Genomic DNA, 19,536 nt, shown 5'->3' with positions numbered 1-19,536 from the left:
TTGACCTGCGTCAACCGCCCTGCATTGCCCGGCGCCACGATCGCAGCGAGTCCTGCCGCGCAACGGCCACCGGTCAGGAGCATCCCGATGACACCCGTTCCGGCCACGCCGTACCACACCGACGAGCGCGCCTGCGTCGGCTCACGCGGCGGGGTATGCGTTCGCGAGCGCCTCGACGAACGCGTCGAGGCGCTCCGGCGCGAGCCGGTTGATGCCGGCCGCCCCTTCCCGGCCGCCGCCCTCCGGAAATGCGCGACAAAGACGATCTGCGCCGTACGGTGCGGCGACCGGCGCGCGAACGCTGACGGTGTACCCACCCGAGGCCGACAACGTCAGCACCGCGTGAGCGCGTGCCGCGTCACCACGCGCGAGCCGATTGGCGAAAACGCCGCGCACGCGACGCGCCCAGCGCGTGTCGGGGAGGATATAGACGTCCGCCCCCGGCAGCGCGATGTTCGCGCGCTGTCGCTCCGCAAGCGCGATATCGCGTCGCCGGTTGGCGTCGAGCCGCCGCGCGAGGGGCGACCTCGCGAACTCGAGCGGGTTCGCATATTGCCGCACCGCCGCATACACGGCCGGCGGCGGCATGAAGAGGTCGTCCGGGCAATCGCCGTAGCCGTTGTAGTTGACGGATTCGCCGAGCACCTGCAGACGGTAGGCATCGGCATCCGTCAGGCCGCAGGCGGCGGCGAGCCTGCCGGCCACGCCGACGAGATTGTCGCCATAGGCACCGACCACCGCCCAGAGTCGCTGCCGGCCCGCCAGGTATCGGTCGACGATGACGCTCGTACAGGTGTCCGGCGCCGTGTCGATATGCGTGCGAAGGTGCGGATGAGCGGGCACGGCGGCGGCCATGTGGTGATCGAAATAGTCGATGTCGACCCCGCGCGCCAGCAGCGCGTCGAGTGCCGCGCGGTTCACGTCGAGAGAAATGTCCAGGACGGTGACGATGTCGCCTCGGGCGGCCGGCACGCGCGCGAGCAGCGCGATGTCGCGCTTGGGACCCGTCACGAGCACCGACTCGGCCGGCATCTCGAGCCGCAGCTGCTGAAGCGAACAGATGCCGTCCGCATCACCGTTGAACACGTCAAAGCGCGTCATGATTCGCGACGCGCGATAACTGCATGAATCGAGGTAGCCATGCCATGGAACGACTCCCTTTCAGCCCGTTTGCCTTCGCCTCGTGTCGCGCCTTCGGCGAACGGATCGCGGCCCGTCTCGGCGTCACGCCCGCCGCGCACGAGGAACGTCCGTTCGAGGACGGCGAACACGAGACGCGCGCGCACCTCCTCGCAACAGAAGCGATGGCGCGCGGCCGGCCGGGATGCGTGCACCGTTCATGCCGCTTGCCGCCCCGCGTGCGTGTCCGGCCGGGCATTCTCCTGCGCGACCAGTGCCGCCAGCGCCGGAGAAATCGCCGGCTGCAGCGGCATGACGGGCGCCAGTGCACGCATCGGATCGGGCAGCGTGGACAGTTCGCGCATTGCGTGAATGCGGCTCTCGCCGAGCGTGGGGGCCGCGAGTCGCGCCCCTCCGATCATGACGGGCCGCAACAGCGGCGTTCCGTCGATGCGCTCGCCGTCGAGTCCGAGGCTGTCGGCGGCGATTCGCCCATCCGGGCCGTATTGCCGGAACACCTGCTTGCGGCCGGGCAGCGTGGCCTTGCCCTCCGAACGTTTGCAGCGCGCCCGGCCCGCATACTCGACGAGCTTGTACGCGCAGTCGAGACACGGTGCGTCCGCCGACGTGCTCATCCGCGTGCCGATTCCGAAACCGTCGATCGGCGCGTGCTGCCGGACGAGTTCCCGCAGCCGGATTTCATCGAGATTGCCGCTCGCGAAGATCGTCGCTTCCGTCAGGCCGCCATGGTCGAAAATCGCGCGCACGTTGCGCGCGTGCGCCGCCAGATCGCCGCTGTCGATCCGGACGCCCTTGATGCGCACGTTGTCGAGCGCAAGCCGCCGCGCCAGTTCGACGACCTTGTGCGCCGCGTGCTCCGTATCGTACGTATCGATCAGCAGCACCGCGTTATCCGGCTGCGATCGGGCGAAATGCTCGAACGCGAGCGCTTCGTCGTCGTGCGCCTGGACGTATGAATGCGCCATCGTGCCGTACACGGGAATGTCGTAGCGCAAGCCGGCGAGCAGGGTCGCCGTGCCGGAGAATCCTGCCAGGTAGCTGGCCCGCGCGGACAGCATCGCCGCCTCCGCGCCATGCGCGCGCCGCAGGCCGAAATCGACCAGCAACCTGCCATGCGCGACGAGCGTGGCGCGTGCGGCCTTGCTTGCAACCAGCGTCGCGTAATGGAGCAGGTTCATCACGCGGCTCTCGACGAACTGCGCCTCGCGAAGCGGCGCCGTGATCCGCAGGATCGGTTCGTCGGCGAAAAACACCGTGCCTTCCGGCATCGCGTCGACCGTACCGGTAAAGCGCAAGCCGGCGAGCGACGCGAGGAAATCCGCTCGCAAGCGCCCGGTCGCGGCCAGTCGCTCAAGGCCGGCGGCCGTAAAGCGCAGGCCCTCCAGATAGTCGAGGACGAGCTCCAGTCCCGCCGCCATCAGGAATGCCCGCTGCTCGGGCAGCGCCCGTACGAAGAACTCGAAGCTGGCCATGTCGTTCATTCCGGCATCGAACGCGGCCTGCATCATCGTCAGTTCATACCAATCCGTCAGCAGCGCGTCGTCGATGCCAGCGTCCGGCCAGGATCCGTTCATCATGCGCCCTCCCGCGTCGCTCGCGCGCAATCGTGCAACCGGTACCCGGCCGCTGCGATCTGGAGCAGCGTCGCTTCCGTCATTGCGGCGCGGGTCCCGGACTCGCCGGGACCGCGGTCCACACGCCATTGCACGACGCGACATACGGATAGTATCCGCGCGGGTCCTCGACCGCGCTGTCACCGCGTACGCTCCCTCGGCGCGAAATGGCGAAAGTCCCGCCCGTGGAAATCCTGGCGGGGAACATGGCGTGCATGCTGCGCATGTGCCGGCTGCGTCGGCACGCAACATGCGGCCGCGCACGGCACAAGCACGCGGCTTGCGCGTCTGAGCCTGTTCATGGTCGTCATTCTTCGCGGAGATGCGATCCATCGTATTGAGGCCGTGCCCCGCGGCCTTGACCGGGATCAACGCATGCCCGCGGCCCGGCGGGACGCCGGCGACGCGGCATTCGCAGGCGCCAGGTCATGCCGCGCGCGCAGGTTTCGTGTCGCCGTGCTTGCCGATGCGCATGCGGTGCAGACGACGGTGAGCAGCACCGTCCGTCAGTACGTGAACGTGTCCGATTTCTTCATTTCGACCCATGTCATTCCGCTTCGCAGTCCCTCCAGCGCTGCCTCGCGCTCGGTCGCGAATACCCGGTGATGCGGGAAGACATGCTCGCACTTGCAGTCGGGTGAGCGAACCGTCACGTGGACACGGCAGCGGTACCCGCCGGACTCGACGCCAACCGTTTCGATCTCCACGGTCCAGTCCGCTTCGTTCAATTCACCGGAAATCGTCATGATTACCCCCTTACCTTGCCGTGCGAGCGCAAGCTGCTTCCCTCATCGGTCGCGCCACGCCGCGAGCCGCGATGGCGTTCGCGCGCGCCCGAAGGGCGCATCGCACCGGCATCGAGACCGCCGCTGCGCGATGCGCGGCGCGACGGAAGCCGGAACCGGCCGGATCAGCCACGCTGCTTCTCCTCGAAATACGGCTGGCGGGCCGCCACGAGCCGCAACTCGTCGAGCAGCGCCGCGGCCGCGCGCAGCAGATCGTCAAGCGAGACAATGCCGACCAGTTCGCCGTCTCCGCCGACGACCGGCAATCGACGGACGCCATGCTGGCGCATCCGCTTCGCGAGCAGCCAGATGTCGTCGTCGACGTTCGCGGTCGCGACGGGCGCCGACATGATGTCACCGACGAACAGCGAGCCGGCCTGCGCATCGGGGCTGACGACCGTCAGCACGATGTCGCGATCGGTCACGACACCGACCGGCACGCATCGCCCCTCCTGTTCGCGCACGACGATCAGATCGCCGGCGTGCGCGCCGCGCATCATTTCCGCCGCCTCGACGACGGTTGCTCGTGCCGAACACATGGCAACATCGCGGGTACAGAGCATCGCGGCATTCATGTTCGTTCTCCCGGCCGGGGCGAGGCGGACCATCGATCGATGTCCGCCGCCGCCCGAACCATCATGCAACCGTAAGTTGATCGACCACGTTGCGCACGCCCGGCGCCGACCACGCGGCATGGAAGGCAAGCCGCCGTTCGCCCAGCGAGCCCACCTGGCCCGTCAACGTCACGCAACCGTCCTGGACGGTAATGCCGACGTGTGCGGCCTCTTCCGTTGCATGCCGAATCAAGGCCGCCTGGATCTTGCCCGCGATGTCGGATTGCGTCGGATGCGGCCGGACGTGGATCTCGTTGATGATCCGGGTGACGCCGCGCAGCCGCTCGACGGCCCGCTCCGCCTCCTGCATCTGGTAGCTCCACATCACCTCGCCCGACAGCGTCACGCACCCGTTCTCGACCGTCACGTGCACGGCCTGCTCGCCAAGCCCCGCATCCCACATCAGGAGCGAGCGCGCTGCAATGGCGACGTCCTCGTCCGAGCGATGCTTGCCGTCGTCCGTTTGCACCTCGAGTTCCAGCACGATGCCGCGCACGCCTTCGATACGCTCGATGGCCTTGCGCACCGCGACCTTTTCCAGATAGCTGGCGACGTGCCCAGTCAACGTCACGATGCGTTCGTGCACTTCGACGCCGATGCGCACCGCATCGATCGACGGGTCCCACTCGAGTTCCTGCTCGACGTCCTTCTTCAGCGCGCTGTCGCTTTTCATGGCCATCGACTCCTGTCCGCAATCGATGAAAACAACGGTAATTCCCGCTGCACCGCGTGGAATTGATACAGGTCAGCGCGCGGCGTGGTGAGCGATCGCGACCGATGTCTCCGCTGCGATCGCGCGAAACCCGGTCCTTACGTCGACATTGCGCCCCTGCCAGGCGCGATCGCGCCTGGCGAGTCGCGATACCATCCGGCGCCCGTCGGGCGACAGGCGGGCGGGCGCCTCGGCAAGCGATGCCGCATCCAGTCGAACGAGACCGCGATCGGCGAGGCAGCGCAGGTCGGCGGGGTCGCCCTGCTGGCGCCGCGGCTCGCTGGCGAGCACCATCAGGATCGCGATTTCGTGGGGACTCAGCAGCCAGTCGCCGCCGGCGTCGATCGGGTGATGCTGGCGATGCGCGGCAGCCGACACGCGCAGCGCCGATGCTTCGGAACGGGAAATGATCTGGCGATTCGACGTGTTCGTAAACAAGGCGGGCATGATGGTGTCCGGATCATGAACGTGAAGACGCTGAAGGCACGGGACATGTCGATCGCGGTCGACATGCTAGAACGTCAATATCCGCTCCTGCCGGGCAAGCGTTCTTGATGCAGGTCATCCGGAAGACGCGAGCGATCGAAACGTTCCCCGCCGTGGAGTGGGAAGCGTTCAAGGCGTTGGTGGCCTCGCTCGACCAGGCCGGCCGGCTGCGCCCCCGAGCGGTTCCGCCGCGTTGGACGCGAGCACTGCGAGCGCCGCGCGGCGGCCGAGTTCGAACAGCGCTGCAATCGATGTATCGGAAAAATCGAAGTCGCGCGCGAAAGTGTCCGTGGCTCCGGCGTGGCCATTCAGCGCGATCCTGAAGACCCGTACGGGCGCACGACTCCCCATGAGTCGGATGTATTCCGGGAGTTGTCGCATGCGGGCCGCCGTTTCGGGATCAAGCTGGCAGGTTATACGTTCGACGAGATCGCGAAAGTCGTTCTCGTTTTCCTCGAACCGCAGGTCGTTACGAACCCGATCGGCATAGACGATCTCGTCGCGCCGCAGCATGACCTCGATCAGGTTCGATGGCAACGGGCGCGACCCTGAAAACAAATCGACAACAAACACGCGCCCTGCTATCCGCCCGCACCGTTCGATCACGAGATCGAGCGGCGAGTTGCTGATGATGCCGCCGTCCCAGTAAGCGCGGCCGTCGATGCGCGTCCACGGCATCGCGGGCGGCAGGCTACCGCTGGCGAGCAGGTGCTCGGGCGTGATGCGATCGACATAGCTGTCGAAGATGCGCCGCTCCCCGCTTTCCACGTCCACGGCTCCAAGCAGCAGGCGCGTCGCGCTGCCCGCCAGGGCGTCGAAATCGACATGGCGGCGCAGTAGCGCGAGCATCGGCTGCGTGTCGTAGCAGCTCGTCCACCACGTAGCAAAGCCGGACGGCGGAATCCCGTCAGGCCACCAGTGCGGCCGAAGGAAATTCGGAACGCCGAACAGCGCGATATGCCACGCGAGCAACGCATGTCCCGCATAGGCGGACGACGGCACGCCCACCGGACTCCTGATCGACAGCTCGCGCCAGAATGCGTCGAGTGCTTCGGCCGCATGCCCCGGATGGCTCGCTGCGATCGCGCCGTTGAACGCGCCGATCGACACGGCCGCGATCACGTCCGGACGGACGCCCCGCGACTCGAGTGCGGCGATCGCTCCGCTTTCGAATGCGCCGAGCGCACCGCCACCCTGCAGGATCAAGACCGTTTGCGCGGGGAGTTCGCACAGCCGCGATACGTCGTGCGTCACAGCCTCGACTTGCGCGCCGAGATTGACCCGATGGCGTATCGTCTCCTCGGCGGCGGTCATTTCATCCGCGCGGACACCGATCGAGAACATCGCACGCAGGACATGATGTCTCAGATAGAGCAACGAGTACGGAGCACGCGGGAATCGGCCCTGCTCGACGACTTCGGTCGCATCAGCAGCGTTGCCGAGGAAGTTGTACGGTACGTCGAATACGCTTCCGTAGAAAATCGATACATCCCGATAGGGCAAGCGCGCACCGCGCATGTTCCTGGCGGCCAGGCGCCCCTGACGCACCGCGTTGTCCCAGTGCTCGATACGCCTCTGCACGCCGAATACCGGATCGCGAAACCGCGCGACGTCGCCGGCCGCATGGACGTCCGGATCCGACGATTGCAGGCATTCGTCGACAAGCACGCCATCCACTGTCGCGATGCCACTGCCCGCGAGAAACCCGCAGTTTGGCTCGACGCCCACGGCAATCACGACGAGGTCGCATTCGATGACGCTGCCGTCGGTGAGCACGGCCGCCTCGATCGAATGCTCTCCGATGAAGCGCTCCACCGTCGTTCCGGTTCGAACGTCGACGCCGCGCGTCGCACACAACCCGGCAAAGTGATCGGATAGCCGAACGGAATTCAGCTGCGGCAACAGCCGCTCGCAGCGCTCGACGAGCGTGACCTCCAGACCGCGCCCGCGCAGCGTGGCCGCCGCCTCGAAACCCGTGAAGCCTCCGCCCACGACGAGCAGGCGTCGTCGCCGGGCGGCGTTGTCGCGAAGCACGAGCGCGTCGTCGAGGTCGTGAAGGTGACCGATGCCCGCCAGCGTCGCCCCCGGCACCGCCAGACGGCGTGGCGACGCACCGGTCGCGATCAGCAGCTTGCCGTAGTGTATCGCGGTGCCATCCTCCAGCCTGACGACATGCGCGCCGCAGTCGACCGACGCGCCCCTCGCCCCTAGGAGCAGATCGATCCTGCGCATCTCGTAGAACCCCGCCGGGTGTATCGCGATTGCCGCCGGGGTGAGGTTTCCTGCGAGAAATTCCTTTGTCAGCGGCTGTCTCTGATACGGCAGCACGTGTTCGCCGCACAGGATCGCGATGCGCGCGGACGGATCTTCGCGCCGCAACGTATGCGCCGCGGACACGCTGGCAATGCCGCCGCCGACCAGCACATGATCGTAGTCGCGCCTGGCCCCGGACTGCGCCGTCACGTTGCCCGCTCCGCGCGCATGTGCCGTTCGCCGGAGGCAAGCCGGCGGGCGATCGAACGCGCAAAACGGGCGAGCTTCCGAGCGGCCAGGCCGCGACCGATATCGCGCCCCGAAATCGCGCACGTCGCGATCGGCCTTTGCCGCGCCAGCGCCTGCATCTGCCCGAATGCAGTGATGTCGCCGCGCAGGCCCATCGTGCAAAAGAATGCGGTCGCGCGCAGTTCGCTCCCGTGCCGCGCGAGCCAGGTCGAAATCGGCGTCGATGCACGGCCCGCCCAGACCGGCGTACCTAGCACGACCACATCGTATGCGGACGGCGAACAGGCTGTTGGCCGAAGGTCCGCGGCACGATCGCGGATCACGTCCGCGAGCGAACGCAGGAAGCCGACGGCCCCCGTCCGCCGCCGATCGTCGGCTTCCCGCAGCCGTTCGCAATCCGCGCCAAGCTCGGCGGCAAGCCGGTGCGCAACCGCCGCCGTCGTTTCACTGCGCGAGTAGAAGACGACGAGCATGCGTCGAGACGTGTCCATGGCCCACTCCGTGCATCCGTCCGGGATCCATGGACCAGCTTATGCACCGGCGATCGGGGCGACACTGATGCAGGTCAACCCGTCGCGGCACAATCCGGCGACAGTAGGCTTGTCCAGATTTCCCGCGATTTTCCGCCCATCCGCCATGTGGTATGACCTGATCGAACGGCAACGGCAATGGTTGCGAACGTGGGGCGCGGCGGCGCGGTTCACGTGCGGTCTTTGGCCCGATGCCGCGGCGGCGTGCTACGCCGACCTTTTCGAACCCCTGCTCGACCTGCATGCCGAGGCACCACGGTTCGCCATCGATTCGATCGACGTGGACGGCCGTCGCATCGACGTCGACGAAACGATCGTCTCGCACACGCCGTTTTGCACGCTGCGCCGCTTCTCGCACGCCGGTGCACAACGCGTGATCCTGCTCTGCGTGCCGCTGGCCGGCCATGCGGCCGTGATGATGCGCGAGACGGTCGAGACCCTGCTGGCCGACGGCGACGTCTGCATCACCGACTGGATCGATGCGCGCGACGTGCCGTGCGACGCGGGCCGATTCGGCCTCGACGAGTACGTGTCGATGCTCGACCGCTTCGTCGATACCCTGCTTGCGGACGCCCGGCCGGTGCACGTCGTCGCCGTCTGTCAGGCGACGTTTCCGTCGCTCGGTGCCATCGCGCTGCGCGCGCAACGCGACGCCGCGCTGCCGGCGAGCCTGACGTTGATCGGCGGCCCGCTCGATGCCCGCATCAATCCGAGTGCGCTCGGCACCGCGGCCCGGTCGCATTCTCTCGACTGGTGTCGCGCCACGCTGATCGATACGGTGCCGCACGGCTTCGCCGGATACGGGCGGCAGGTATTTCCGGCCTATCTGCAGCGCGCCGAGATCGCGGTCACCTACCCGCAACGCTACATGGCGCTGGTCGATCGCTATCGACGAGCGGTGTCGAGCGACGACGCCGACGCACTCGCAACCGCACGCCGCGCACTGCGCGAGTACCTGACGCTCCTCGACATGCCCGCCGAGTATTTCCTCGATACAGTCGACATCGTGTTCCAGCGGGCTTGCCTGGCAAACCGGACGTGGCACGTTCACGGCCAGCGGGTCGAGCCCGCCGCGCTGCGCTCGATCGTGTTGCTGACCGTCGAAGGCAAGTGCGATGCCGTCACCGGTGCCGGCCAGACCCATGCCGCGCTGGCCATGTGCAGCGGCCTCGCGGCGGATGCCCGGCAACGCGTCGACATCGACGATTGCGACCACTACGGGCTCTTTACCGGCGATCACTGGCACGCCGACGTGCATCCGGTACTGCAAGCGGCGTTCGTCCGGGCCGAACGCGGCTGGCCGCGCTCGTGCGCGGCGTGATGCGCCTTCAACCCGGTGCGGGACCGTCGTGTGCCCATCCGACCCCGTTCATTCCGGCGCCGCACGCTCGCCGGGCGCAGCGCGCTCCGCAGCGGCCACGCGACGCTTGACCGCGATGAAGCTGTCGGGGCTGACGGAAACCGAGTCGATGCCGCACGCCACGAGAAAATCGGCGAACGCCGGATGATCGCTCGGCGCCTGGCCGCACAGGCCGACCTTCGCTCCCGCGTTGCGGGCCGACTCGATCACGCGGGCGATCATCCACTTCACGGCGGCGTTCTGTTCGTCGAACAACCCGGCCAGTTCCGCCGAATCGCGGTCCACGCCAAGCGTCAGTTGGGTCAGATCGTTGCTTCCGATCGAAAAGCCGTCGAAGCGCTGCGCAAACTGGCTCGCGAGGATGACGTTCGACGGGATTTCGCACATCACATAGATCTGCAATCCGTCATCGCCACGCTTCAGGCCGTTGGCGGCCATCACCTCGAGCACGCGGTCCGCCTCGTCGAGCGTCCGGCAGAACGGGATCATCACGACCACGTTCCTGAATCCCATGTCGTTTCGCAGCCGCGCGATGGCCCGGCATTCGAGCGCGAATCCGGCACGATAGCGCGGCGAATAGTAGCGCGACGCACCGCGAAAGCCGAGCATCGGGTTTTCTTCCCGCGGTTCGAACTGCGCGCCGCCGACCAGATGAGCGTACTCATTCGTCTTGAAGTCGCTCATGCGGACGATCACCGGCGCGGGATGACAGGCCGCCGCGATACGCGCAAGGCCATGCGCCAGCCGGTCGACGAAATAGTTCGACGGGTCGTCATAGCCCGCCGTCAGGGCAGCGATCGCGCGCTTCGCATGCGCGTCCGTCAGCGCATCGTAGTGGGCCAGCGCCATCGGGTGAACCTTGATATGGTTGCTGATCACGAACTCCATGCGCGCGAGCCCGACGCCGTCGGCAGGCAGTCGCCACCACCTGAACGCCGCGGCCGGATTCGCGAGGTTCAGCATGACCTGCGTACGGGTAGCCGGCAGGTCGGTCAGGTCGATCGCCTCCACGTCGTATTGCGCGATGCCTTCGTACAGGAACCCGGCCTCGCCCTCCGCGCACGATACCGTCACTTCCTGCTGATCGTGCAGCATGCGGGTCGCATTGCCGGTGCCGACGATGGCCGGCAATCCCAGTTCGCGGCTCACGATCGCGGCATGCGACGTGCGGCCGCCATGATCGGTGACGATCGCCGCGGCGCGGCGCATCACCGGCACCCAGTCCGGATCCGTCGTGCGCGTCACCAGTACCGCGCCATCGACGAATCGCCCCATGTCGCGCGGACTGTCGATCACACATACGCTGCCGACCGCGATCGCCTCGCCGACACTGACGCCGGTGAGCAGCTTGCGGCCGGCCCGACCAAGTCGATAGGTCTTGATGGCGCTGGCCTCGCGCCGGGACTGCACCGTTTCGGGACGTGCCTGCACGACGAACAGTTCTCCGCTTACGCCGTCCTTTGCCCACTCGATGTCCATCGGCTGGCCATAGTGCGCCTCGATCGCGCAGGCCCAGTTCGCAAGCGCCAGGATGTCGCGGTCCGCCAGCACGAAGGTGGCACGCTCGGCTTTCGAGGTCGGCACGTTGCGGGTCGGTGCATGCTCGTCGCGCGCATAGATCAGCTTGCGTGCCTTGCCGCCGAGCGTCTTGCCGATGACGGGCGTGCACGCCGGATCGCCGAGCAACGGCTTGAACACCTCATATTCGTCGGGATCCACGGTGCCCTGCACGACATTCTCGCCAAGCCCCCACGCCGCGTTGATCAGCACCACCTTGTCGAATCCTGTTTCCGTGTCGAGCGAAAACATCACGCCGGCCGCGCCGAGGTCCGAACGCACCATCCGCTGCACGCCGATCGACAGCGCGACGCGCAAATGATCGAAACCCTTTTCTTCGCGGTAGGCGATCGCCCGGTCGGTAAACAGCGACGCATAGCACCGTCGGCAAGCCGCGAGCAACGCATGCTCGCCGCGCACGTTCAGGTAGGTTTCCTGCTGACCCGCGAAGCTCGCGTCGGGAAGATCCTCGGCGGTCGCGCTCGACCGGACGGCGACATCGACGTCGTCGCTGCCGGCCTCGCGGCACAGTTGCCGATACGCGTCCCGGATCGCGTCGGCGATGTCGTCGGGCCAGTCTCCGTGGAGGATCGCCTGCCGGATCGACGCACCGGCCTCGGCAAGCGACATCTTGCGTGCGCCGAACGCTTCGAGCGTGCTGCCGATGGCCTGCCTCAACCCGTTCGCATCGATGAAGCGCCAGTACGCATCCGCGGTCGAAGCGAACCCGGGTGGCACGCTCACGCCCCGTGCGGACAGGTTGGCGATCAGTTCGCCCAACGATGCATTCTTGCCGCCGACGCGCGCCACGTCGCCGCGTCGCAGATCGTCGAACCAGACGATGTGTGATTTTCCGTGATCCATGACGAGCCCTCCGATGGTCGCGGCCGAGCCGCGAGCGACAGGCGCGGGCCGGCAGTGGCCGGCGCGGTCGGCCGAACACGTTCATCGTGGCTCGGCGCGTCGGCGTCTCCCGTGACCTGCATCAAGAACGGCGCTGCATCGCACCCGGCTTCGCCCGGGGCGGCTTTCCCGCTGCGGTTCGTTCGCTTGCTGCAAGAAATCGACGGGTTTCCGATCGATCGCCCGTCGCACCAATCTGCAACACACTTTCAACCAATCGAACAAGAATCGACGAAAAAATGGGCGAGCAAAATCTCCGGTTCGCCATTAAAATGCACCGCTTGGTTAATTTCTACAGCTAACCAGGCTGCACGATCAGGACCTGCGAAGCCCGCGCATGCATGCCGTGCGGCGCCTTCTCCACGTGTTCGAACGGGGCCACCCACGGCGCCCTCTTCCCGCCTGTCGATGCAGCCCGGCGCAAACGGATAAGAAGACACTCATGTCCAAGCAATCCCCTGCAGAGCCGATTCGTGCTTCCGCCCGCATCGGCCTGACCGCCGCGGGCGCGGTCTCGCTGCTCCTCGGCCTTTATTTCGTCATCGGCGGCGGCATGCTCGTCGCCCGTGGCGGGAGCCCGTACTACCTGCTGGCCGGGCTCGCCCTGTGCGCGACCGGCGTCCAGTTCGCCCGGCGCCGCGCCAGTGCGGTCGCGATCTACCTCGTGATGCTGATCGCCACGGCGCTGTGGGCCGTGTGGGAAGTCGGCTTCGCGTTCTGGCCGCTCAACGCGCGGATCTTCATGTTCTCGATGATCGGCATGCTGCTCGCGCCGGCCTGGCCGCTGCTGCGCCGTGCCGAAGGCAAGGCACCCGCACGCGGCATGGCATGGGGCATTGCCGCACTCCTGCTCGCCTGCAACGGCGCATTCGTCTACGGCATGTTCGTGCCGCACGGCACGTTCGGCACCGAGACGCCCGTGCCGGCGGCCGGCAATGCAGGCACCGACGACTGGACGGCCTACGGTCACTCGGACGGCGGCGACCGCTTCACGCGCTACGCGCAGATCGATCGCGACACGGTGAAGCACCTGCAGGTCGCGTGGACGTTCCGCACCGGCGACACGCCGCTCAGCCCGGACGGCGGCGGCTCGGAGGATCAGCAAACCCCGCTGCAGGTCGGCAAGACGCTGTTCCTGTGCTCGCCGCACAACACCGTGATCGCCGTGGATGCGGCGACGGGCACGGAGAAGTGGCGCCATGCGTTCCCGACCAAGACGACGGTCTGGGTGCGCTGCCGCGGCCTCGCGTACTTCGATGCGGACAAGCCGCTCGTGCAGCCGACCGTCGCCGGATCGACGCCGGTCCTGCCGGTCGCCGCGTCCGGGGATCCGGCCGTGTGCCGCCGCCGCATTTTCATGAACACGATCGACGCGAAGCTCGTCGCGCTCGATGCGGACACCGGCAAGCCGTGCGACGGCTTCGGCGATCACGGCATCGTCGACCTGAAGGCCGGCCTCGGTAACGCGAAGAGCCCGTTGTACCAGCTCACATCCCCGCCGACGGTCGCGGGCACGACGGTGGTCACGGGCGGCCGTGTCGCCGACAACGTGTCGCTCGACATGCCCGGCGGCGTGATCCGCGGCTTCGACGTGATGACCGGCAAGATGAAGTGGGCATTCGATCCGGGCAATCCGGACGATCACGCGCAGCCGGCGCAAGGCAAGACCTTCGTGCGCTCGACGCCGAACGTGTGGGCGCCGATGACCTACGATGCGACGTCGAACACGATCTACATGCCGGTGGGCAACGCGGCGATCGACCTGTGGGGCGTGAAGCGCACCGCGCTCGACGAGAAATACGGCGCGTCCCTCCTCGCGCTCGACGCCACGACGGGCGCGGAAAAGTGGCACTTCCAGACGGTCCACCACGACCTCTGGGACTACGACGTGCCGATGCAGCCGACGCTGATCGAGTTCCCCGCGGAAGGCGGCAAGCGCGTGCCGGCGCTGATCGTCGGCACCAAGATGGGCCAGCTGTTCGTGCTCGACCGCGTGACCGGCAAGCCGCTGACGCAGGTCGTCGAACATCCGGTCAAGACCGCGTCGATTCCGAACGAGCCGTATTCGAAGACCCAGCCGCTGTCCGTCGGCATGCCGCAGATCGGCGCCGACGTGCTCAAGGATTCGGACATGTGGGGCGTCACGCCGATCGACCAGCTGATGTGCCGCGTGATCTTTCGCGGCATGCGCTACGACGGCCTCTTCACCGCGCCGGACACCGATCGCTCGCTCAGCTTCCCGGGTTCGCTCGGCGGCATGAACTGGGGCGGCCTGTCGTACGATCCGAACGCGGACATGATCTACGTGAACGACATGCGGCTGGGCCTCTGGGTCCACCTGGAGCAGGAGAAGAACCGCGGCGGCGTCTCCGACGGCAACGAATCGGTGAACGCGGGCATGGGTGCCGTGCCGCTCGGCGGCACGCCGTACTCGGTGCTGAAGGACCGCTTCCTCTCGCCGATCGGCATCCCGTGCCAGAAGCCGCCGTTCGGCAGCCTCACCGCGGTCGACCTGAAGACCCGCCGCATCGCATGGCAAGTCCCGCTCGGTACCGTGAAGGACACGCGCCTTCACGGCGTGCAGATGAACATGCCGTCACCGATCGGCATGCCCACCATCGGCGGCTCGCTGACGACCGGCGGCGGTCTCGTGTTCTTCGCCGCAACGCAGGACTACTACCTGCGCGCGTTCGACAGCTCGACGGGCAAGGAACTGTGGAAGGCACGGCTGCCGGTCGGGAGCCAGGGCACGCCGATGAGCTATACAATCGGCGGCAAGCAGTACATCGTCATCTCTGCAGGCGGCGCGCGCCAGTCGCCCGATCGGGGCGACTACGTAGTGGCTTACGCCCTGCCCGACAGCAAGTAAGCGCCGGAATCGACCGGATCGCGTGCGGGATGGTGCGGCGAGGGTTGCCGCACCATCCCGCATTCAGCGTGTCACCTCACTGTCTTGACTGCATGCTACCGTTGTCCATGAATCGTTCCTTTCCCGCTTCCCGCATCCGAAATCACGACCTCACGCCGGGACGCCGCCGATCGCGCCGGCCGGCGGCCGTCACACGTTTCGCACTGCGCATCGGTGCGGCCGCAACGGCCATTGCCGCACACGCGTCGGCGGCCCATGCGCAAAGCAGCGTGACGCTGTACGGCACGATCGACACGAGCATCGAGATCACGAATCCCGGTGCGGGTTACGTCGCCCGGATGGATTCCGGCGCGTATCGCGGCTCGCGCATCGGCGTGCGCGGCGCGGAGGATATCGGCAACGGCGTGAAGATCCTGTTCGATCTCGAGAACGGCTTCGGCTCGGCGGACGGCACCCTGGCCGCCGCCAACACGTTGTTCAACCGCCAGGCCTGGATCGGCGTGAGCTCACGCTACGGCACGGTGCGGGTCGGCCGTCAGTATTCGCCGATCTACATCCCGTTCAAGGGGCAGCTCGATGCGTTCGGGGCCGGCACGATCGCGTCGGGGCTGAACAATCTGTCGAAAATCACGCCGTACGAAAGCAATGCGATCACGTACCTGTCCCCCGAGGTGCACGGCTTTTCGACCACGATCATGGCGTCGTTGCGCGACGCGAAGGACGGCGACGGCAACGGGCTGGCAGGCCACATCGAGACGTTCGCCTGGCATGACGGCCCGCTGCGCATTTCGTACGCGCACCAGCAAACCCACGGCAGCGGCGCACTGCGCGCCAACCTCGGCGGCGTGTCCTATGCGTTCGGCCCGGTGACGGCCTTCCTGTCGTACTTCAATGGCGACGGCGGAACGCCGCGATATCACAGCGACGGCGTGTCGGCTTCCGCACGCTACGCGGTGAACGCGCGTTTTCGCGCGTCGCTGGGTTATACGTGGCTGCGCGACCGGTCGGGCCGCAACAACGATGCCGACCAGTTCAGCGCGGCGTGTGAATACGATGTGTCGAAGCGGGTGCTGGTCTATGCGAGTGGCGCGTGGCTTCACAACCGCGGCCAGGCCACCTACACGCTGAGAGGCGTGAACGTGACCGGCCTCACGCCTTCGTGGCCAGGTGCGTCGGTGCGCGGTATCCAGTTCGGCGTGATCGATCGTTTCTAGACGAAGCGCACGTCCGCGGCCGATGTCGCGATCGACGCGACGCGCCCCTTTCACTAAAAGAATTTCGCAAGCCACCCCGGCGCCGCCGCGCGATCGAACACCACGTGCAGCTCCGGGCTGAACGAGCCGAATTTAAGCCCGTGCCGCGTCGCCAGCAGCGTCAGCGCCTGGCTCGTATAAAACGAAATATGCCCGTTGCGCGGCACGCAGTACCACCATTGCTCGATCCCGCGCGCCAGGATCTCCGGCGTGATCAGGGACGTCTGGAACAGCAGTGCGCCGGCAGGCGCCCGGTAGCGGATGATGTCGGCGAACAGGCTTCGAGGATCCGGATGATGCTCGAAGACCTCGAACGACAGGATCGAATCGAACTGCCCCTGCGGCGCGACGGGATGGCTGAATGGATCATACGAAGTCACGTCCGCGAAGCCGCGCGCGGACAACTTCTTTTCCAGCAGCCCGAGCCCCGAGCCGAAATCGAGAATGCGGGTCTCGCGCATCGACGGAAAGCTCGTGCAGATCAGGTCGGCGTGCTGCTGCGGACGATGCTCGAGATACTCCGGATCGTGGCGCGCGTAGTCGTCGTTGTACACGTGACGCGCAAAATCGTCGTGCGTCCAGCGGTCGAAGGCCGGCGTACACGTGAATCCGCATTGCCGGCACGCGTAGTAGTAGATCGGCACGCCCACGAACGGATCGACCTTTTTTCCGGCGATCATGTCGGCGCCGCAGCGCGAAAAATCGACCACGCCGCAGATGTCCGCGTCAGCACCGCACACCTTGCAGGCGATCGTCGCCGGATGGTTGGCCGGAATGTCAGTCATGTTGCAGTCCCCTGGTTGGCTTCAGGCGTACGCGCCACCCGCTCGGTCACGTCGCCCCGGCGCCCCGGCGCCGTCTGCCGGAACGGCGTGGCCGACGGCTACCGCGGCGAATCGTCCCGATCCGCGCACGATACCCGGTTTCCGGCGAACATTTGTTAAATAGCTTGAATAGCCGACAACCGGTCGACAATTTGCCTTAACATCCGGCCACACGATCGACCACGGGCTTCAGCAAGGACCGCGGTCACCATTTTCAACGGCGCGAAAACGGGCGCGGCTTTCATTCGAACGGACGGACCGACCATGTTCCAATCACCAGGAGACTCCTTCGTCGGCGGCTCGCTGCTCGGCCTGTGCGTCGAGGTGCCGCTCGCCGTGCTCGTTTCGCTGATGATGCATGGCGTCGACTGGACCGGGCCGCGCATCGCGATGCTCGTCGCGACGCCGGTGCTGATCGCGTGCACCGTGCTGCTGACCCGCCCGGTGGCATTCAGCACCGTATGGAAGCACAAGCGCTCGCCGTTCGAGCTGGACGACAATGTGCGCGCGTCGATCTACGGCCGGCTGACCGGCATCGCGCTCGGCCTGGTGTTCGGCATCATGGTCGCGACGACGTTCGCCTGAGCGACGTTCGCCCGATCGACGTTCTCCTGATTCGGTCCGCGCGACTGAATTCGCGCCGGGCGCGCCCGCTTCGGCGCCTGCGCGTCCCTGTCGCGGCACGAGCGTCGGGATCCGCCAGCCGCGCAACCGCACGCACGACGACTGGCCGTTCGCCGCGCAGGCGGCCGACCATGCGATCTCACGCCACGGCGAATTCGCCCTTGCCGCGCCCGCGCATCACCTACCGGCGTTTGAAGCGCCGCTCGCGCATCACGCCGACGCCACCAGCGCGTTGAACGACGTATCCCAGAACGGCGCGACGTTCGCCGGCCCATCCAGCACGCCGATTCGCGCGAATACGTCCGCGACTCGTTGATGCTGCGCGATCACGTCGGGCGTGACGGGCAGCAGTGCGTAGTCGTCGCTGCGCTGCGCGAACATCGCCTCGAGATCGGCAATCGGCACGCGCGTTTCGCCGTTCTGCGCGCGCGCATAGGCGCCGAAATGCCCGTTCGCCCACGCATACGCGCGCTGGAACCGCAGCAGCAGATCGCCGGTCGCCGCGCGCCGGCGCGGGTCGTCCAGCGTGCGCGGGTTCGCATAGATCGGGAAATTGCCGGACAGATAGCCCTTGCCCGTCTTCAGCACGCGCGCCCCGTAACGGTTGCGCGCGAGCTGGCCGTTGTAGCCGTAGATCGCCCACGCGTCGAGGTCGCCGCGGTCGTACGCGGACAACCCGTCGGTCGGCGACAGGTTGATCGGATGGATGTCGTCGAAACCGAGGCCGGCCTCCGCGAGCTGCCGGTACAGGAAATAGTGCGACGTCGTCGCGCGCACGTAGCCGACGCGCTTGCCCTTCAGGTCCGCGATGCCAAGGATCGGCGTGTCCTTGCGCGCGAGCGTGACCTGGTTGTTCAGATCCTCCCGCGTACGCGAGATGAACCGGACGCTGGCCTTCTGGCGTGCGGCGAACACCGCGGGAATCTCGCTGCCCGAGCCGATGTCGAGCGCATCCGCGTTCAGCGCCTCGATGTGCAGCACGCCGTTGTTGAGCTCGCGCCACTCGATCCGGTACGGCGTGTCGCCCAGGCCGGCCGCCTGCAGCAGCGCGCGCCAGCCGCCCTTGTAGGTCGCGACGCGCAGCGTGGTGCCGGCAAGATCGGCGTTGACGGTCGGCGCGGCGAACGCGACCCGCGCGACCACGGGGCCCGCCGCGATCGCGGCGCCGGCGAGCAGCAGGCGGCGGCGCGCCGCCGAAGTTGACGCCATCGGATACTCCTGTCGATTGAACGGTAAAGGGAAAAAGGAAGCCGCCGTGCGCGACGGCCGACGTGCGTCAATGCAGCGAAGGAAAACCGTGGCGCTCGGCCAGCAGATCGAGGATGCGGCGCGGGTCGGTGACGAAGCGCGTCGTGCCGAGCGCTTGCGCGTCGTCCGGCGCCGGTTGCGCGCTACCGAGCACGAGCACCGGCAGGCCTTGATGCGCGTCGTCGAGCACGTCGATCACCGCGTGCCGCGGCCGTTCGAAACCGACCCGGCGCACGTCGAGGCGGCCGGCCCGCTCGGGCGCGCTCGCAAGCAGGCCTTCGATCGCCAGTCCGTGAGGACAGACGAAGTGTCGGCCCGGATACTTCGGATCGGCAAAGCCCGGTTCCAGCAGAAACAACACATCCCGACTCATTTCACACGGCTCCCATATTCGTGGTTCGACCGGGCTGCACGCTGCGTGCGCTGCGCCCGGCGCTGGCCGGCTCGCGGCCGGATGCCCGACTCTACTGCCTTGCATCGCGCGGCCCTACCAACGTTTTGCGGAATCGATATGCA

The 19,536-nt window shown here is 67.1% G+C and carries 18 protein-coding genes; 5 read left to right on the top strand and 13 right to left on the bottom strand.

Annotated elements, in window-relative coordinates:
* Positions 1 to 141 precede the first annotated feature (141 nt).
* The 3 genes from DIE17_RS02825 to DIE17_RS02815 form a co-directional block, all read right to left on the bottom strand.
* Positions 142 to 1,101: an acetyltransferase gene (locus tag DIE17_RS02825; protein WP_124519756.1), complete on the bottom strand. Its 960-nt coding sequence runs from the start codon at positions 1,099 to 1,101 to the stop codon at positions 142 to 144.
* Positions 1,098 to 1,271, bottom strand: coding sequence for a hypothetical protein (locus tag DIE17_RS37255; RefSeq protein ID WP_185641226.1), 174 nt, complete (start codon positions 1,269 to 1,271; stop codon positions 1,098 to 1,100). The genes DIE17_RS02825 and DIE17_RS37255 overlap by 4 nt, the downstream gene beginning before the upstream one ends.
* 66 nt (positions 1,272 to 1,337) lie before the next feature.
* Entirely contained in the window at positions 1,338 to 2,714 is a 1,377-nt protein-coding gene (locus DIE17_RS02815; protein WP_124519934.1) for a nicotinate phosphoribosyltransferase, read from the bottom strand.
* Between the two features lie 339 nt (positions 2,715 to 3,053).
* Here DIE17_RS02815 and DIE17_RS37250 point away from each other — a divergent pair, with 339 nt between their 5' ends.
* Positions 3,054 to 3,359 carry a hypothetical protein gene (locus tag DIE17_RS37250; RefSeq protein WP_185640942.1) on the top strand — a complete coding sequence of 102 codons (306 nt, stop codon included), beginning with the start codon at positions 3,054 to 3,056 and terminating at the stop codon, positions 3,357 to 3,359.
* Here the strand turns inward: DIE17_RS37250 and DIE17_RS37805 are convergent.
* The 6 genes from DIE17_RS37805 to DIE17_RS02780 form a co-directional block, all read right to left on the bottom strand.
* Positions 3,260 to 3,499, bottom strand: a complete 240-nt coding sequence (locus DIE17_RS37805; protein ID WP_124519755.1) for a hypothetical protein — start codon at positions 3,497 to 3,499, stop codon at positions 3,260 to 3,262. The genes DIE17_RS37250 and DIE17_RS37805 overlap by 100 nt on opposite strands.
* Before the next feature lie 164 nt (positions 3,500 to 3,663).
* On the bottom strand, positions 3,664 to 4,113 hold the full coding sequence (locus tag DIE17_RS02800; RefSeq protein ID WP_124519754.1) for a CBS domain-containing protein: 450 nt from the start codon (positions 4,111 to 4,113) through the stop codon (positions 3,664 to 3,666).
* A 61-nt stretch (positions 4,114 to 4,174) separates the two neighbouring features.
* Positions 4,175 to 4,825 (bottom strand): BON domain-containing protein, encoded by a 651-nt coding sequence (locus DIE17_RS02795; RefSeq protein ID WP_124519753.1) that lies wholly within the window; start codon positions 4,823 to 4,825, stop codon positions 4,175 to 4,177.
* Between the two features lie 72 nt (positions 4,826 to 4,897).
* On the bottom strand, positions 4,898 to 5,311 hold the full coding sequence (locus tag DIE17_RS02790) for a hypothetical protein (RefSeq protein WP_124519752.1): 414 nt from the start codon (positions 5,309 to 5,311) through the stop codon (positions 4,898 to 4,900).
* Positions 5,312 to 5,479: 168 nt separating this feature from the next.
* Positions 5,480 to 7,813, bottom strand: coding sequence for an FAD-dependent oxidoreductase (locus tag DIE17_RS02785; RefSeq protein ID WP_124519751.1), 2,334 nt, complete (start codon positions 7,811 to 7,813; stop codon positions 5,480 to 5,482).
* Positions 7,810 to 8,325, bottom strand: coding sequence for a flavodoxin domain-containing protein (locus DIE17_RS02780; protein ID WP_260427850.1), 516 nt, complete (start codon positions 8,323 to 8,325; stop codon positions 7,810 to 7,812). The genes DIE17_RS02785 and DIE17_RS02780 overlap by 4 nt, the downstream gene beginning before the upstream one ends.
* 163 nt (positions 8,326 to 8,488) lie before the next feature.
* Between DIE17_RS02780 and phaZ the strand changes: the two genes are divergently transcribed.
* Entirely contained in the window at positions 8,489 to 9,703 is a 1,215-nt protein-coding gene (phaZ, locus tag DIE17_RS02775; protein WP_124519749.1) for a polyhydroxyalkanoate depolymerase, read from the top strand.
* Positions 9,704 to 9,751: 48 nt separating this feature from the next.
* On the opposite strand, the gene ppsA is transcribed toward phaZ, so the two are convergent.
* A complete protein-coding gene (gene ppsA, locus DIE17_RS02770) occupies positions 9,752 to 12,163 on the bottom strand; it encodes a phosphoenolpyruvate synthase (RefSeq protein ID WP_124519748.1) in 2,412 nt (803 codons plus the stop codon).
* Between the two features lie 481 nt (positions 12,164 to 12,644).
* Between ppsA and DIE17_RS02765 the strand changes: the two genes are divergently transcribed.
* A complete protein-coding gene (locus tag DIE17_RS02765; protein ID WP_124920633.1) occupies positions 12,645 to 15,071 on the top strand; it encodes a membrane-bound PQQ-dependent dehydrogenase, glucose/quinate/shikimate family in 2,427 nt (808 codons plus the stop codon).
* A 107-nt stretch (positions 15,072 to 15,178) separates the two neighbouring features.
* The gene (locus tag DIE17_RS02760; RefSeq protein ID WP_260427851.1) at positions 15,179 to 16,285 is read left to right on the top strand and encodes a porin; all 1,107 of its coding nucleotides are present in this window, start codon (positions 15,179 to 15,181) and stop codon (positions 16,283 to 16,285) included.
* A gap of 53 nt (positions 16,286 to 16,338) precedes the next feature.
* Here DIE17_RS02760 and DIE17_RS02755 read toward each other — a convergent pair whose 3' ends face one another.
* Positions 16,339 to 17,109 carry a class I SAM-dependent methyltransferase gene (locus tag DIE17_RS02755; protein ID WP_124519745.1) on the bottom strand — a complete coding sequence of 257 codons (771 nt, stop codon included), beginning with the start codon at positions 17,107 to 17,109 and terminating at the stop codon, positions 16,339 to 16,341.
* Between the two features lie 303 nt (positions 17,110 to 17,412).
* On the opposite strand from DIE17_RS02755, the gene DIE17_RS02750 reads away from it, so the two are divergent.
* On the top strand, positions 17,413 to 17,733 hold the full coding sequence (locus tag DIE17_RS02750) for a hypothetical protein (RefSeq protein WP_044846518.1): 321 nt from the start codon (positions 17,413 to 17,415) through the stop codon (positions 17,731 to 17,733).
* 249 nt (positions 17,734 to 17,982) lie between these two features.
* Here the strand turns inward: DIE17_RS02750 and DIE17_RS02745 are convergent, their stop codons facing one another.
* Both DIE17_RS02745 and DIE17_RS02740 read right to left on the bottom strand, forming a co-directional pair.
* On the bottom strand, positions 17,983 to 18,981 hold the full coding sequence (locus DIE17_RS02745; protein ID WP_124519744.1) for an ABC transporter substrate-binding protein: 999 nt from the start codon (positions 18,979 to 18,981) through the stop codon (positions 17,983 to 17,985).
* 67 nt (positions 18,982 to 19,048) lie between these two features.
* Positions 19,049 to 19,393, bottom strand: a complete 345-nt coding sequence (locus tag DIE17_RS02740) for a DUF3088 domain-containing protein (protein WP_044846516.1) — start codon at positions 19,391 to 19,393, stop codon at positions 19,049 to 19,051.
* Between the last annotated feature and the right edge of the window lie 143 nt (positions 19,394 to 19,536).

Source organism: Burkholderia sp. Bp9099, assembly GCF_003857805.1.
In the GTDB taxonomy this organism is placed as follows: Bacteria; Pseudomonadota; Gammaproteobacteria; order Burkholderiales; family Burkholderiaceae; genus Burkholderia.
Note: the sequence above shows the minus strand (reverse complement) of the source record. Positions and strands in the feature narration are given on the sequence as shown.